Source organism: Butyricicoccus sp. AM32-19, assembly GCF_003480365.1.
Taxonomy (GTDB): domain Bacteria; phylum Bacillota; class Clostridia; order Oscillospirales; family Butyricicoccaceae; genus Agathobaculum; species Agathobaculum butyriciproducens.
In genome coordinates this window covers 47,457-62,317 of record NZ_QUIX01000012.1, presented here as the reverse complement: position 1 = coordinate 62,317, position 14,861 = coordinate 47,457, and the positions used below count along the sequence as shown (strand labels likewise).

12 protein-coding genes are annotated in these 14,861 nt (G+C 58.2%); all 12 read left to right on the top strand.

Annotated features, from left to right (window positions below; genetic code table 11):
* Positions 1–84 precede the first annotated feature (84 nt).
* The 12 genes from dctP to rnc all read left to right on the top strand — a co-directional run bounded on the left by dctP (position 85) and on the right by rnc (position 14,733).
* Positions 85–1,086: a TRAP transporter substrate-binding protein DctP gene (gene dctP, locus DW806_RS10580; RefSeq protein ID WP_117489303.1), complete on the top strand. Its 1,002-nt coding sequence runs from the start codon at positions 85–87 to the stop codon at positions 1,084–1,086.
* A gap of 92 nt (positions 1,087–1,178) precedes the next feature.
* A complete protein-coding gene (locus DW806_RS10575; RefSeq protein ID WP_118729921.1) occupies positions 1,179–2,330 on the top strand; it encodes a TRAP transporter substrate-binding protein in 1,152 nt (383 codons plus the stop codon).
* 62 nt (positions 2,331–2,392) lie between these two features.
* Complete coding sequence (locus DW806_RS10570) at positions 2,393–2,935, top strand: TRAP transporter small permease subunit (RefSeq protein WP_110436437.1); 543 nt, start codon at positions 2,393–2,395, stop codon at positions 2,933–2,935.
* A complete protein-coding gene (locus DW806_RS10565) occupies positions 2,932–4,305 on the top strand; it encodes a TRAP transporter large permease (protein WP_199677303.1) in 1,374 nt (457 codons plus the stop codon). Before DW806_RS10570 ends, DW806_RS10565 begins: the two co-directional genes overlap by 4 nt.
* 501 nt (positions 4,306–4,806) lie before the next feature.
* Complete coding sequence (locus tag DW806_RS10560; protein WP_243022714.1) at positions 4,807–6,177, top strand: TrkH family potassium uptake protein; 1,371 nt, start codon at positions 4,807–4,809, stop codon at positions 6,175–6,177.
* Positions 6,178–6,268: 91 nt separating this feature from the next.
* Complete coding sequence (locus DW806_RS10555) at positions 6,269–6,925, top strand: potassium channel family protein (protein WP_118285384.1); 657 nt, start codon at positions 6,269–6,271, stop codon at positions 6,923–6,925.
* The gene (locus DW806_RS10550) at positions 6,922–7,689 is read left to right on the top strand and encodes a TrmH family RNA methyltransferase (RefSeq protein ID WP_118729920.1); all 768 of its coding nucleotides are present in this window, start codon (positions 6,922–6,924) and stop codon (positions 7,687–7,689) included. The genes DW806_RS10555 and DW806_RS10550 overlap by 4 nt, the downstream gene beginning before the upstream one ends.
* A 13-nt stretch (positions 7,690–7,702) precedes the next feature.
* On the top strand, positions 7,703–8,950 hold the full coding sequence (gene dprA / locus DW806_RS10545; protein ID WP_118729919.1) for a DNA-processing protein DprA: 1,248 nt from the start codon (positions 7,703–7,705) through the stop codon (positions 8,948–8,950).
* Positions 8,951–9,236: 286 nt separating this feature from the next.
* The gene (gene topA / locus DW806_RS10540) at positions 9,237–11,723 is read left to right on the top strand and encodes a type I DNA topoisomerase (RefSeq protein ID WP_118729918.1); all 2,487 of its coding nucleotides are present in this window, start codon (positions 9,237–9,239) and stop codon (positions 11,721–11,723) included.
* On the top strand, positions 11,720–13,024 hold the full coding sequence (trmFO, locus tag DW806_RS10535; RefSeq protein WP_118729917.1) for a methylenetetrahydrofolate--tRNA-(uracil(54)-C(5))-methyltransferase (FADH(2)-oxidizing) TrmFO: 1,305 nt from the start codon (positions 11,720–11,722) through the stop codon (positions 13,022–13,024). Before topA ends, trmFO begins: the two co-directional genes overlap by 4 nt.
* A 1-nt stretch (position 13,025) precedes the next feature.
* A complete protein-coding gene (plsX, locus tag DW806_RS10530) occupies positions 13,026–14,042 on the top strand; it encodes a phosphate acyltransferase PlsX (protein WP_117489291.1) in 1,017 nt (338 codons plus the stop codon).
* A 22-nt stretch (positions 14,043–14,064) separates the two neighbouring features.
* On the top strand, positions 14,065–14,733 hold the full coding sequence (rnc, locus tag DW806_RS10525) for a ribonuclease III (protein ID WP_117750987.1): 669 nt from the start codon (positions 14,065–14,067) through the stop codon (positions 14,731–14,733).
* Positions 14,734–14,861: the final 128 nt, after the last annotated feature.

Below are 14,861 nucleotides of genomic sequence, written 5' to 3'. Positions count from 1 at the left end.
CAGTACGCTGTGATTTTACCTGTCTACCGCAAGTATTTACGATGTTGCCGAAACTGGTCACCCTATATAATAGGAGATGGAAAGATGAATAAACGCTTTCGGTGTGTGATCGCCGGATGGCTGCTGCTCATGCTCTGTGCATGTACCGGCGGCACGGACGAGCCGCATATCCGCTATTACCGCCTTGCCAGCGGGCAGAGCGAAAACTACCTCGCCAATCAGGCGTGTCAGCGCTTCTGCGACATGGTGCGCAGGGAAACGGACGGCGCGATACAAATTCTGCCGAGCTTTGATAACGAGCTTGGTACCGATGCATCCGCACTTGAGCAGTGCGTGTACGGCGGCATTGATTTTGTACGCACGCCAATCTCGTCTGCCGCAGCGTATGCACCGCAGCTTGCGGCGCTGCAGCTGCCGTACGAGTACACCTCGGACAAGCACTTGTTCCGGGTGCTGGACGGCGCAGTCGGTCAGCAGGTGATGGCCTCGCTCGAGGACAAGGGCCTTACCGGTTTAAGCTATTTTTATGCCGGTTACCGGTGCTTTTTCACGACAGGAAAGGCGATCACCTCACTCGATGATATGAAGGACCTGCGGCTCGGCACCGAGGATTCCTCGCAGATGAAGCAGGTCATTCCGATGTGGGGCGCCGAGGCGGTGACGCTGCCGCCGGATGAGATCGCGCTCGCGCTCCGCACTGACCGGATTGACGGCGCCGAGAGCACGCTGCCTACCTATGTTGACAGCGGCTACTATCAGCTTGCACCGTACTGGACTTACGACCGACATTCCTACAACGCGGATGTGCTGGTCGCGTCCTCGGAAACGTGGGAAACGTTCTCACAGGAGGAGCAGACCATCATTGAGCGATGCGCCGCTGAGGCGGCTTCGTGGCAGCGCGACCACTGGCAGAGCGCAGAGGTTCGAGCAATGCTGCATGCATCCCGCAGCGGCTGCTACATGGCGCTGCTCGATGAGGAGCAGGCCGAAAAGTTCCGTGCAGCGGTGCAGCCGATTTACGAACACCTTTCCGATGCGCAGAAGGAGGTCGTGCAGGCCGTACAGGCACTGGCCGACAGCGATTAGCGAGAACCCCTCCTTGTGCATGACCAGTTTGTTCGCAAACGTCCGCAAAACGGCGTTTTCGATAGAGGAAAACGAACAAGGAGGCTAAAAAGATGAAAATCAAAAGATTGATGGCAGGTCTGCTTTGCGGTGCAGTCGGTGCGGCAACCCTTGGTTTGTCCGGCTGCGGCAATGCCGCGGACAGCGGCATGATGGATGCGGCAAACGCCAATGCAGTTGCAGGCGGCAGCAGTGATCTGCCGGTCATCACTTGGAAGATGGGTTCCACCTGGGGTGACGGCAACATTCACTTCACCTGTGACGAGCGCTTCTCCGAGTTGGTCAGCCAGCTGACCGACGGACGCTTCACCATCACCAACTATCCGGAGGGATCGCTTTGTGCGGCAAACCAGCTGTTCGATTACGTCCAGAACGGCACCATCCAGTGCGGCGGTGACTGGGGCGGCTACTGGAGCGGCAAGGATACCGCTTTTGAGCTGCTCTCTACCACGATGGATAACTTCACCGGCATGGACTATTACATCTGGATCACCCAGGGCGGCGGTCTGCAGTGCTATCAGGATATGTACGGCAAATACAACATGACGTATTTCCCAATCATGATCAATCACGCAGAGTCCGGTATCCGTTCGACCAAGCCGATCACTTCTATCAAGGACATGCAGAGCATGAAGATCCGCCTCGGCGGCGTTATGGCAGGCCGTGCGGCGGAAAAGCTGGGCATCAACATCACCACCGTTGCGGCAAGCGAGCTTTATGAGTCGCTGCAGCGCGGCGTTATCGACGGCGGCGAGTTCTCCACGCCGTGCTCGGATGATTCGCTGAAATTACAGGAGGTTGCCAAGTACTGGTGCTCGCCTGCATGGTATCAGTCCGGCGGTGTCAACGGCGTTATGATCAACAAGGACGCGTGGAACGAGCTTCCTGAGGAGTACCAGAACGCCATCCAGATGGCGGCTGAGATCTGCACCTCCGAGCAGCTGTCCCGCTACCTGTGGATGGATTTCGATTCCACCAAGAAGATGCTCGAGGAGGATGGCTGCATCGTCACCAAGATGAACCAGGACGACTGGAACACCATCCGTGAGACCTGCCGTCAGGTTTACGAGGAAGAAGCTGCGAAGAATGAAAACTTCAACATGGTATACAGCTCTATGCAGGATTACCGTGAACATGCCGATACCTACCGTGCAATGCTCGGTGACTACGGCTGGGGCTTCAACTACGATGAATCCGAAAAGTGACCGACAGAGTGTTCCGTGCTCTCTTTTGAGAGCACGGAGCCTCAGAAGATGAGGTGTAATATATGAAAGTGATCAAACGCATCTGCGATGTGATCGACCTCGTCAATGACTGGATCGGCAGGATTGCTTCCTTCGCCGTTCTTGGCATTCTCGCGGTCATTGTTACCGAAGTCGTGCTGCGCCGTTTGTTCCACAGTCCGCAGATCTGGACGATGGACGTCATCTGCATGACCTTCGGCTGCTACATTATCATGGTCTGCGCCTACGGCTTCCAGAAGAAGGCCTTTGTTGCGGTTGATGTGCTGTATGCACGGCTTAAACCGCTTGCGCAGAACATTCTGCACCTGATTACCTATCTGGTGTTCTTTGTTCCGTTCGTATTCGTGCTCGTGCCCGAGAGCTTCGGATTTTTCCTTCGCTCGTATACCACGGGTGAGCGCGGCTATTCGGTATGGGCGCCGCCGGCATGGCCGGTCAAGCTGGCGCTGTTCGTCGGCATGACGCTGCTCGCACTGCAGGGCATTTCCGAGATGCTCAAGTGCGTGCGCGGCATCGGTGAAGCCGTTTCCGGCACGGATGATACGAAGGGAGGCGACGCTGCATGATGGAAATGCTGACCAATCTTGTCACGCAGTCCGGCGTTGGCGCAACACAGCTCAGCGCGATCCTGCTTGGCGTACTGTTCCTTATCATGATCATCGGTCTTGCGACCGGTCAGGAGCTTGCGTTCGTCCTCGGCGGCGCCGGTGTTATTATCGGTTATCTCGCCTGGGGCGGCCCGGGCATCACCATCGCCATGACCAAGGTGTACGACCAGATGCAAAGCTATTCCATGGTCGCCATCCCGATGTTCGTGCTGATGGCAAACTTTTTGACACATTCCAAGGTTGCGGATGGGCTGTTCCTCTCTATCCGCTACCTGCTTGGTCCTCTGAAGGGCGGTCTCGGTCTGGCAGTGATCGTGGTTTCCACCGTGTTCGCTGCCACGACCGGCATCGTCGGCGCATCCGTTGTTACCATGGGCATGCTGTCCGTACCGGTGCTGCTGAAGTGCGGCTATAAGCCGTCTCTCGCGTGCGGCATGGTGTGTGCGGGCGGTTCACTCGGCATCCTGATCCCGCCGTCCATCATGCTGGTTTCGATGGGCTCTTATGCGAATGTATCGGTCGGCAAGATTTTCTTCGCCGCCATCGTTCCGGGTCTTGTCCTGTCGCTGTTCTACATGATTTATGTGTTCGTCATCTGCCATATCCACCCGGATTATGGTCCGGCGATGACCACCGAAGAGCTGGCTGCCATGCCGCTGCGTGAGCGCATCACCGGTTCGCTCATCAACCTGATCCCGCCGGTCATCCTGATCGTCGGCGTGCTCGGTTCTATCTTTACCGGCTGGGCAACCCCGACCGAGGCAGCAGGCGTAGGCGCACTGTTCTCGCTCATCCTCGCCATCTTCTACAAGCAGTTCAGCTTCAAAATGCTGTACGATTCGCTGATCGACACCGCAAAGACCTCTGCGATGGTATTCATCATCCTGTTCGGCGCGTCTGCCTTCACCGGCATCTTCATGTCGCTCGATGGCGACCAGCTGATTGCAACCTGGATTTCGAGCGTTGGCATCGGCAAATGGGGCGCGTTCGCAATCATGATGGCGATTGTATTCGTTATGGGCATGTTCCTCGACTGGCTGGGTATCGTTATGATCGTATTCCCGATCTTCCTGCCGATTATGGATATGTTCGGCTTTGACCGCCTGTGGATCGTCGCAGTTACAGCTGTTATGCTGCAGACCTGCTTCATGACGCCGCCGTTCGGCTTCGCACTGTTCTACATCAAGGGCATTGTGCCGCCGTCGGTCAAAATACAGGAAATTTACCGCGGCGTTATCCCGTTCATCCTGATTATCATCGCAGTGGTAATTCTGGTAACGGTATTCCCGCAGATTGTATATTTCCTCCCGAATCTGGTAGCATCTTAATCTTTCTCCTGAGCCTTCCGGCAGCCACCTGTGCCGGAAGGCTCATTTGCAGTAAGGAATAGCAGGCTTTGGGCAAAAAATGCCTATGGACTGTGCAGGATATGGTGTTATACTGGATAAGTACGCAAAAACGTACCATTTGTTATCTGTGTTATTTCGCAGTTCGATGCGGTTTTCCTCTTACCATATTACCGTAAAATGGGAAATGTGTAGATGTGTTTGAACTGCGGAATAAACTTCTGTCTGCCGGATTGTTGGAGTATTTGCCGGCGGCAGAACCCCCTCCGGGCTCTCTGATCTGTTGAAAATCAGAGAGCCCTTGCTTATTCTTGCGTGGAAAAATTCCGCAAATCGCTTGACTTCTCGAAAAATTTCGGGTATAAGATTATATTGAACAGACAAAAATTCGATGATATACTACTATATAATTGTATGCCTGTTTAAAGCCTGAACGGTACGTTCAGGCTTTCAGCGTATCATCGTTAAAGGAGGGGATTTATCGTGCAGACGCAGATTTTTATGGTGCATAAGCGGCATCTGGGACTGCGGGCGCCGACGGTGCTTGCCGTCGGCTTTGCGCTGACGATTCTGGTGGGTGCGCTGGTGCTGATGCTGCCGGTTTCGGCGGCAGACGGACAGATAACGCCGTTTCTCGACGCGCTGTTTACAGCAGCCTCGGCGAGCTGTGTTACCGGACTCGTCACGGTCAGCACGGCGGTGCACTGGTCGGTATTCGGCAAGTGCGTCATCCTGCTGCTGATTCAGATCGGCGGACTCGGCTTTATGTCCGTCGCGGCTATTGCGTCGTTTGTCCTGCGGCGAACGATCACGCTGCACGAGCGCATGGTGATGAGCGCGGGGCTTAATCTGTCGGACGGCGGCGGCATTGTCCGTCTGACACGGCGCGTGCTGTTCGGCACGTTCATCATCGAAGGGACGGGAGCGGTTCTGCTGTCCTGCCGGTTCGTGCCGCATTACGGTTTCCCGAAGGGAATCACAATGGGCGTGTTCCACGCGGTTTCGGCATTCTGCAACGCAGGCTTTGACCTGATGGGCACACCGGACGATCCGTTTCAGTCGCTCATCGGCTGGGCGGAGGATCCGCTCGTGAACATTACGGTGATGGCGCTCATCGTGCTCGGCGGTCTCGGCTTTTTCGTGTGGAGTGACGTGTGGGACAAGCACAGTTTCCGCCGCCTGAGCCTGCACACGAAAATCGTGCTGACGGCCACGGCAGGACTGCTGCTGTTCGGCTTCGGCTGGACGCTGCTGTTCGAGTGGAGCAATCCGGCAACGCTCGGTGCGTTTGATACTCCGCACAAGCTGCTTGCGGCGGCGTTTGAGTCCGTGACCCTGCGCACGGCAGGCTTCAACACCATCGACCTCGGCGCGCTTACCGGCCCGAGTCAGGCGGTGTCGTGCCTGCTCATGTTCATCGGCGGATCGCCCGGCTCAACAGCAGGCGGCATCAAGACCGTGACGGCGGCCGTGCTCGTGCTCACGGCCATCAGCGCCTTCTGCGGGCGCACAACGGTTTCGGCGTTCGGCCGGACGATTGCGCCGCGCAGCATCATGAACGCCGTAACCCTGCTCATGGCAGGCGGCGTGCTCTGTCTGGTCGGCGCCTGTGCGATCGCCGGAATCGAGGACGCACCGTTTCACCAGTGCCTGTTTGAAGCGGTCTCCGCGTTCGGCACGGTCGGTGTGTCCATGGGTCTGACACCGACGTTGGCGGCGGCTTCGCGCGTTATTCTGATCGTGATGATGTATATGGGCCGTGTCGGTGTGCTGACGCTCGGCGTTGCCGTTTTCATGCGCCGCAGAGAGCCGCCAAGGCTCAAATACCCGGACGCAGATGTATTTATTGGTTGAGGCAGCATTCCGCAATTACATTTTCGGCATTTTGCGTGATGATGCCTTTATGGTGAAGTAGATTAAGCAGTTATCCAAAGGAGAGACAGATATGAAATCCTTTCTGGTGATCGGCATGGGCCGATTCGGTACCGCCGTTGCGCAGGAGCTGACCGAGCTTGGTCAGGAGGTTCTTGCCATCGACGAGAACGTCGAGAGCGTGCAGCGCATCGCGGATGATGTGACGCAGGTCATGCAGGGCGACGCGCAGGACGAAGCCGTGCTGGGGGCCGTCGGCGTGCGCAACTTCGACTGCTGTATTGTTGCGGTAGGTACGGATATGGAGGCGAGCATCCTCATCACAGTCATGCTCAAGGATCTGGGCGCGCAATACATCATTGCCAAAGCGAGAAGCACTGTGCATGCCAAGGTGCTCGAACGCGTCGGTGCGGACCGTGTTGTCCTGCCGGAGAGCGAAATGGGCTGCAAGCTGGCACAGCGCCTGGCACATACCAACGTGGTGGATTTTATCGGCGTGTCGGACGAATACAGTATTCTGGAGATACACGCGCCGAAAAGCTGGGTCGGCAGATCGCTGGTGCAGCTTGACGTGCGGCAGAAGCATAAAGTGAATGTGCTCGCCGTCCGTCATGGTGAACAGGGTGCACTGGATGCAAGTCCTAAGCCGGATAGAGCCATCGAGGCGGATGATCTTCTGTTTATCATGGGCGAAAATAAATTTGTGAGCAGGGTGGTGGAACTGGATTGATTGAGATACAGAGCCGTCAGAATGCCGCGCTCAAGCACCTTGCGCGGCTGGGACGGGAACGAAAATACCGCCGGAGCACGGAGGAAATGCTGTGCGAGGGCGAAAAAATGCTGGGAGAAGCACTGCGTTCGGGCGCGAAGCTGAAAACCGTGCTTGTGAGAGACGGCTGGGACAGTCCGTTCATCAAAGAGGCGGAAGGGCAGGGAGCTGTCCTGTATTCTGCACCGGATGCGCTGTTCAAACTCGCAAGTGAGGTGGAAACGCCGCAGAACGTCATCTTTTCCTGCGAGCAGCCGCAGTGGACGGCAGACGCGCTGGACGGAGCCGGGCAGGTGCTCCTGCTGGACGGCTTACAGGACCCGGGCAACCTTGGCACGATCTTACGCACCGCCGAAGCGTTCGCGCTCGGCGCCGTTGTGTTGTGCGAGGGCTGCGCCGATCCGTTTTCACCCAAGGTCGTGCGCTCGACGATGGGCGCGGTGTTCCGTCTGCCGTGCGTGACGCTGCCGCTTGCGGAGGCCGCCGAACGGCTGCACCGGAACGGTCTGCCGCTGTATGCCACCGCGCTGCACGAGGACAGCGTGCCGCTTTCCTCGGTGTCGCTTTCCAAAGCCGCCGTTATCATCGGCAGTGAGGGAAAGGGCGTGACCGAGCAGGCGCTCCGTCTGTCCGATAAGCGCGTTATCATTCCCATGAAGGGCCGTGCCGAATCGCTCAATGCGGGCGTTGCCGCGGCCATCGTGATCTACGAAATGACAAAATGAGGAGGCGGGCACTATGCCGTCAAGACTCAGCTATGTTTGGCTTTCGCTCAAGCGCGGACTCGGCTCGCGCACAGCTGCCGAGGTACTCGATGCCTTCGGCTCTCCGGAGGCGGTGTTCGCTGCCGACCGGCAGGCACTGACAGCTGCGCCGTGTGAGCTGCGCAAGACCCATGTCGATCTGCTGTGCGACAAGGATACGTCCGAAGCCGAGCAGGTCATCCGGTCCTGCACGGAAAAGAATATCCAGATCATTACCATCGGCGACAGCGCTTATCCGGACCGCCTGCGGGCGATCCCAGATCCGCCGACCGTGCTGTATGTGCGCGGACGCTGGCCGGATTTCGACAGCGTTCCCGCCGTAGCCGTCGTCGGCACGCGCAAGGCGACGCCGTATGGCCTGAAAGTCGCCGATCAGATCGGCACAACGCTGGCCCGGACGGGCATGATAACCGTCAGCGGCATGGCGCTCGGCAATGACGGCGCGGCACACCGCGGTGCGCTGAAGGCGGGCGGTCTGACCGTCGCCGTGCTGGCGGGCGGTCCCGATGTGTGTTATCCGCCGCAGCACCGCAGCCTGATGGGCGATATCCTGCTCATGGGGGCTATCATCAGCGAATATCCGCCCGGCACCGAGCCGCACGGACGCAATTACCATCAGCGCAACCGCATCATCAGCGGTCTGTCGGTCGCGTCCGTCATCGTGGAGGCGAGCGACTGGCGTTCGGGTGCGCTCATTACCGCGCGTCACGCGCTCGATCAGGGACGCGATGTGTACGCCGTGCCCGGCCCGATAGACGCGCCGCAGTCGCAGTCGTGCAATGAGTTGATCGAAAAAGGCGAAGCCGCGCTGCTCAGCAGCCCGGTGACGCTCGTGCGCGCCTACGGCGGCATGATGCCCGAACAGGCGGTACAGCAGGCGTTCCGGCGCCAGACCGGCGAGTATCCGGAACCGGCTGCCAGAAGTGCATGGGAGGACATTCGCAGGCGTGAGCAGCAGGCCGAACAGCGCCGCGCCGCTGCCGCAGAAAAGGCGAAAGCCGAACCCAAAACACCGTCAGCAGCCGCAAAACCGCTGCCGGACGGCTTAAATGAGGATGAAAAAACCATCGTCACGCTTGTGCGGGATGGTGTGAGCACGCCCGAGGAGCTGATCGACCGCTGCGGTCTGGCAGCGCCGCGGGTGATGAGCCTTGTCACCATGCTGGAAATGGATGGGATTCTGCGCCGCGAAAAGGGCAGACTCATCCTCGGCACCTGGTGATAAGCAGGAGAGAGAAGAAAAGAAATACACGCATTCCGCACCGTTGGGTGCGCATTCAATAGAATTTCCGCAGGAAATTCATAAAAAGGGGGAGCATGGTCCAGACCACCTTCTCTTGCCGCTACGCGGCAATTCACCTTGTGTATCACCCTTTTTATAGAAGTGCGGAGAAAAGATTCGACGAAGGAGAAACTTTTCTCCGCATGGGATGTATCCGAACCCGCGGTTCGGTACATCCTCTCGTACGCAAGCGTGGTTGCGTACGAAATAGTTTTTGGAGGTTTTTATGTCTAAATTAGTCATCGTGGAGTCCCCGGCCAAGGCAAAGACGATCGGAAAATATCTCGGTTCGGACTATGTCGTCAAGGCTTCGATGGGACATCTGCGCGATCTGCCGAAAAAGAAAATGAGCATCGATATCGAGCACGATTTCCAGCCGGAATATGTGCCGATCGAGGGTAAAGATAAAATCATCAAGGAAATCCGCAGCGAAATCCGCAAGAGCGATTTCGTCTATCTCGCAACTGACCCTGACCGCGAGGGAGAAGCGATTTCGTGGCACATCAAGGAGCTGTTCAAGCTCAAGGACAAGAATTCCCGCCGCGTGACCTTTAACGAGATCACCAAGCAGGCGGTCCGCTCGGGCATCGAGAACCCGCGCGATATTGATATCGATCTGGTAAATGCACAGCAGGCACGCCGTATTCTCGACCGAATCGTTGGCTATCAGCTATCGCCGTTCCTGTGGCGCAAGGTCAAGCGCGGTCTGTCCGCAGGCCGTGTGCAGAGCGTTGCAACCCGTCTGGTCGTGGACCGTGAGAACGAAATCCGCGCATTCGTGCCGGAGGAATACTGGTCGATCGAGGCCCTGCTGCAGACCGCGGACGGCGGCAGGTTTTCAGCGCGCTACTATGGCGACGCGAACGGCAAGGCTGAGCTGAAAAACGAAGAGCAGGCGATGCATGTTGTCAACGCTGTTACCGGCAAGCCGTTCACCGTCGGCAATATCAAGCGCGGCAAGAAAAAGCGCACCGCCGCACCTCCGTTCATCACCTCGACGCTGCAGCAGGAAGCCAGCCGCAAGCTGAATATGACGCCGCGCCGCACGATGAGCATCGCACAGGAGCTGTACGAAGGTATTGAACTCGGTGAATACGGTCTGACCGGTCTTATCACCTACATGCGTACTGACTCGCTCCGCCTGGCGGATGAGGCCACCGCTGCCGCTGCCGGATTCATTCGCGGTCGCTACGGCGAGGAATATTATCCGGGCAAGCCGCGTGTGTTCAAGACCAAGGGCAACGCGCAGGACGCGCACGAAGCCATTCGTCCGTCCAACGTGCAGCTGCTGCCTGAAGAAATCCGCAAGTACCTGACGCCCGATCAGTTCAAGCTGTACCGCCTGATCTGGTCGCGCTTTGTGGCTTGCCAGATGGCAGACGCCATTCTCGATACGGTTTCCGCCGACATTGTCTGCGAGGGTCAGGTGTTCCGTGCATCCGGTCATACGGTCGCGTTCCCGGGCTTTACTGCGGTTTACGAGGAGGGCACGGACGACGAGAAAAAGCAGGATTCCGCAGGAAAGCCGCTGCCGCGCTTCGATCAGGGCGACAAGCTGACCGCCGAGAAGATCGAGCCGTCCCAGCACTTTACGCAGCCGCCGGCTCGCTACACCGAGGCATCGCTCATCCGCGCGATGGAGGAACGCGGCATCGGCCGTCCGTCCACCTACGCGCCGACGATTTCCACCATCATTGACCGCGATTACGTCACCAAGGAGAACAAGGCGCTCCGTCCGACACCGCTCGGCGAAGGCGTTACCGGCCTGCTGGTTGACGAGTTCAAGTCGGTTGCCGATTACGAGTTCACCGCCAACATGGAGCACGAGCTGGACGAGGTCGAAGCGGGCAAGCTGAACTATATCCAGCTGCTGCACAACTTCTATGACGGCTTTGAAGCCGCGCTCAAGCAGGCGGAGATCGACCTCGAGGGCAAGCGCATCAAGATTCAGGACGAGGTGACCGACGTTATCTGCGAGAAATGCGGACGCAACATGGTCATCAAGTCCGGCCGGTTCGGCAAGTTCCTTGCGTGCCCCGGTTTCCCGGAGTGCACCAACACCAAGCCCATCACCGAGGACACCGGCGCTGCGTGCCCGGTCTGCGGTGCAAAGGTCGTCAAGAAAAAGTCCGCACGCGGCTATGTGTACTACTCGTGCGACACCTATCCGACCTGCCAGTTTATGACGTGGGACAAGCCGCTCAAGACCAAGTGCCCGAACTGCGATTCCTCGCTGTTCCGCCACACCGACCGCGATTCCAAGGAGGTCACGGACGTTTGTCTGCGTGAGGGCTGCGGCTACAAGGAACTGGTCAAGGAGGGTCTGTCGCCTGAGGAGACCGAAAAGCGCCGCAAGATGCGCGAAGCGCGTGCCGCCAAGGCTGCGGAACGTGCTGCCGCAAAGGAAGCCGCCGAGAAGAACGGCGAGACCGAGGAAAAGGTCAAGAAGGCAACGAAAAAGGCAACGACTAAGAAATCCACCGCAAAGAAAACCCTGCCGTGGATGACCAAGACCACCAATAAATTCAAAAAGCTGAAGGACGAGGCCGTACAGGAGCTGACTGCCAAGCAGCAGGAGCAGTACGCCAAGGCTCTGGCAAAGTATGAAGCAGAAAAGGCGGCTGAGAAGGCGAAAAAAGCCGCTGAGAAGAAAGCAGCAGCGAAAAAGCCTGCCGCAAAGAAAAAGACCACGGCAAAGGAGAGCGCCGAATGAGTGAAATGGTAACAGTAGTCGGCGCGGGACTGGCCGGCTGTGAGGCTGCATGGCAGCTGGCACAGCGCGGTATCTCCGTGCGCCTGTGTGAGATGAAGCCGGTGCAGCACACGCCTGCGCACCACTCGGACGATTTCGCCGAGCTGGTGTGCTCCAACTCGCTGCGCTCGGATGAGCTGGCGAACGCCGCCGGTCTGCTCAAGGAGGAGCTGCGCCGTCTGGACAGCCTTATCCTCTCCTGTGCGGATGCACACCGCGTAGAGGCGGGCGGCGCACTGGCGGTTGACCGCGAAGCCTTCGCGGCAGCCGTCACCGAGAAGATCAAAAACCACCCGAATATCGAGGTGGTCTACGGTGAGGTAACGGAGATTCCGGAAGGCAGAGTCGTAATCGCCTCAGGCCCGCTGACCTCGGATACGCTGTTTGACGCCATCCACGCTAAGGTCGGCGGCGATTTCCTGCACTTTTACGATGCCGCCGCGCCGATTGTCACGGCTGAGAGCATCGATATGGATTCCGCCTACGAGGCTTCCCGCTACGGCAAGGGTACCGCAGATTACATCAACTGCCCGTTCTCCCGCGAGGAGTACGAGGCGTTCTGGAACGCACTGACCACCGCTGAGGAAGCGCCGGTGCACGGCTTCGAGGACTCTAAGGTGTTCGAGGGCTGCATGCCCATCGAGGTCAACGCGCGCCGCGGCTTTGACACGCTGCGCTTCGGCATTTTGAAGCCCATCGGTCTGCCGGACCCGAAAACCGGAAAGGATCCGTATGCGGTCCTGCAGCTGCGCCGCGACAACGCGAACGGTACGCTGTACAATCTGGTCGGCTGCCAGACCCACCTGAAATTCGGTGAGCAGAAGCGCGTGTTCTCCATGATCCCGGCGCTGAAAAACGCCGAGTTCGTGCGCTACGGTGTCATGCACCGCAACACATTTCTGGATTCTCCGCGCCTGCTGGACGCGACTTACGCGCTCAAATCCGACCCGCGCATCCGTTTTGCGGGCCAGATGACCGGCGTAGAAGGCTATGTGGAGTCCACCGCCTCCGGCTGGGTGGCAGGCGTGGCAACGGCCATGGACGTGCTCGGCAAACCGATGCCGACACTCGACCGTCTGACCGCCACCGGTGCACTGGCGACCTATATTTCCGACCACACGGTTGCGAAATTCCAGCCGATGAACGTAAACTTCGGCATTATCGAGCCGCTCGGCTATAAAATCAAGGGCAAGCGGGAGAAGAACACCAAAATCTCCGAGCGGGCGCTCGAGCAGATCGAAAAACTGAAGGGAGAGCTTTAATATGAGGATCATCGTTGATGCGATGGGCGGCGATAACGCGCCCGAATCCGCTGTATGGGGCGGTGCGCTGGCTGCGAAGGAATACGGCGAGGAAGTGCTGCTGGTCGGCAAGCCGGAGGTCGTAGCGAATGTCCTCAAGGAGAAGGGACTTTCCGATGTCAAGGGCATTACCATCATGCCCGCAAACGATCTGGTCGATATGCACGACGATCCCGCAACGGTACTCCGCCGCAAGCCGGATTCGTCCATGGCGGTAGCGTTCAAGCTGCTCAAGGCCGGTGAGGGCGATGCGCTCGTTTCCGCGGGCAACACCGGCGCACTGCTCACCGGCGCGACGCTGTACGGCGGCCGCATCAAGGGCATCCGACGCGGTGCGCTGGCACCGGTTATGCCGTGCGCGAACGGTCAGGTTATGCTGTGCGATGCGGGTGCAAACACCGAATGCACCGCCGAAATGCTGCTGCAGTTTGCGTTCCTCGCTTCGCTGTACGCGGAGAAGATCAACGGGGTCGTCAAGCCGCGTGTCGGTCTTGTCAACAACGGCACGGAGGATACCAAGGGTGATCCGCTCCGCAAGGAGGCTTACGCGCTGCTGAAAAAGGCGGGCGACGAGGGCCGTCTGAATTTTGTCGGCAACGTAGAGGGCAGCATGGTGCCGCTCGGTGCGTGTGATGTTGCTGTCTGCGACGGATTTACCGGCAATGTGCAGCTCAAGACCATCGAGGGTGTAGCCAAGTTCATGTCGAAAGAGATCAAGGGCGTGTTCATGGCCTCTGTCGGTACCAAGCTGGGCTATCTGCTGTGCAAGAAAGGCATGGACGACTTCCGCGAGGTGTTCAATCAGGACAAGATCGGCGGCGCGCCGTTCCTCGGCATCGCAAAGCCGGTCATCAAGGCGCACGGCTCGTCCAACGAAATTGCGGTGATGAACGCGGTCCGTCAGGCCATCGCGTACACCAAATCCGGCATGATCGATGCAGTAAAGGAAAACATTCAGTACATGACGGTTTCCGAGTGATCCACAGGAAGAAGGAACAAAAATGCTGAAAATTGACTATAAATTCAAGGATGAAAGCCTGCTCCGGCTGGCGATGACGCATTCGTCCTACGCGAATGAGCACCACGGCACGCACCTGCAGTGCAACGAGCGCCTGGAGTTTCTGGGCGATTCTGTGCTGGGCTTTGTCACGGCGGGTTACCTGTTCACACACTATCCCGATCTGCCGGAGGGTGATTTGACCAAGCTGCGCGCGGCAGTCGTCTGCGAGGGCGCACTGGATGAGATCGCGCACGAGATCGGTATCCCCGAAGCCATCCGTCTGGGACACGGTGAGGAGATGGGCGGCGGACGCAAGCGTGCGTCCATTCTCGCTGACGCGACAGAGGCTCTGCTCGGCGCTATCTTTATGGACGGCGGCATCGAGCCTGCCCGTGCGTTCGTGCTGCGGTTTATCCCGCATAAGGTCGAGGTTGCGCTGGCAGGCGGCGCGTTCAAGGACTACAAGACCATGCTGCAGGAGATCGTGCAGAAGAACAAGCAGGAAACGCTGGAATACCGTCTGGCAGGGCAGTCCGGCCCGGACCACGACAAGCGGTTCACCATGGAGCTGCTGCTCAACTCCAATGTGTTCGCGCAGGGCATCGGCAAGAGCAAAAAGGAAGCCGAGCAGATGGCGGCGAAGAAGGCTTTGGAAAATATGGGATGCTGACGCTTATCGCCAAACCGCAATAGAGATAAACGGCAAAGAGGTCGAGAAATCGACCTCTTTTGAGGCTGTCGAAAAACTAACGTTTTCCGAGCAGCCTCTCGATCGAAACCACGCTTTCGATCGAATTT

What these genes read in the sequence shown, in the direction of transcription:
- dprA (WP_118729919.1), top strand. Translation starts at nt 7,703, where the DNA reads ATGCCGTCAAGACTCAGCTATGTTTGGCTTTCGCTCAAGCGCGGACTC.
- DW806_RS10555 (WP_118285384.1), top strand. Translation starts at nt 6,269, where the DNA reads ATGAAATCCTTTCTGGTGATCGGCATGGGCCGATTCGGTACCGCCGTT.
- DW806_RS10575 (WP_118729921.1), top strand. Translation starts at nt 1,179, where the DNA reads ATGAAAATCAAAAGATTGATGGCAGGTCTGCTTTGCGGTGCAGTCGGT.
- rnc (WP_117750987.1), top strand. Translation starts at nt 14,065, where the DNA reads ATGCTGAAAATTGACTATAAATTCAAGGATGAAAGCCTGCTCCGGCTG.
- DW806_RS10565 (WP_199677303.1), top strand. Translation starts at nt 2,932, where the DNA reads ATGATGGAAATGCTGACCAATCTTGTCACGCAGTCCGGCGTTGGCGCA.
- DW806_RS10570 (WP_110436437.1), top strand. Translation starts at nt 2,393, where the DNA reads ATGAAAGTGATCAAACGCATCTGCGATGTGATCGACCTCGTCAATGAC.
- topA (WP_118729918.1), top strand. Translation starts at nt 9,237, where the DNA reads ATGTCTAAATTAGTCATCGTGGAGTCCCCGGCCAAGGCAAAGACGATC.
- dctP (WP_117489303.1), top strand. Translation starts at nt 85, where the DNA reads ATGAATAAACGCTTTCGGTGTGTGATCGCCGGATGGCTGCTGCTCATG.
- trmFO (WP_118729917.1), top strand. Translation starts at nt 11,720, where the DNA reads ATGAGTGAAATGGTAACAGTAGTCGGCGCGGGACTGGCCGGCTGTGAG.
- plsX (WP_117489291.1), top strand. Translation starts at nt 13,026, where the DNA reads ATGAGGATCATCGTTGATGCGATGGGCGGCGATAACGCGCCCGAATCC.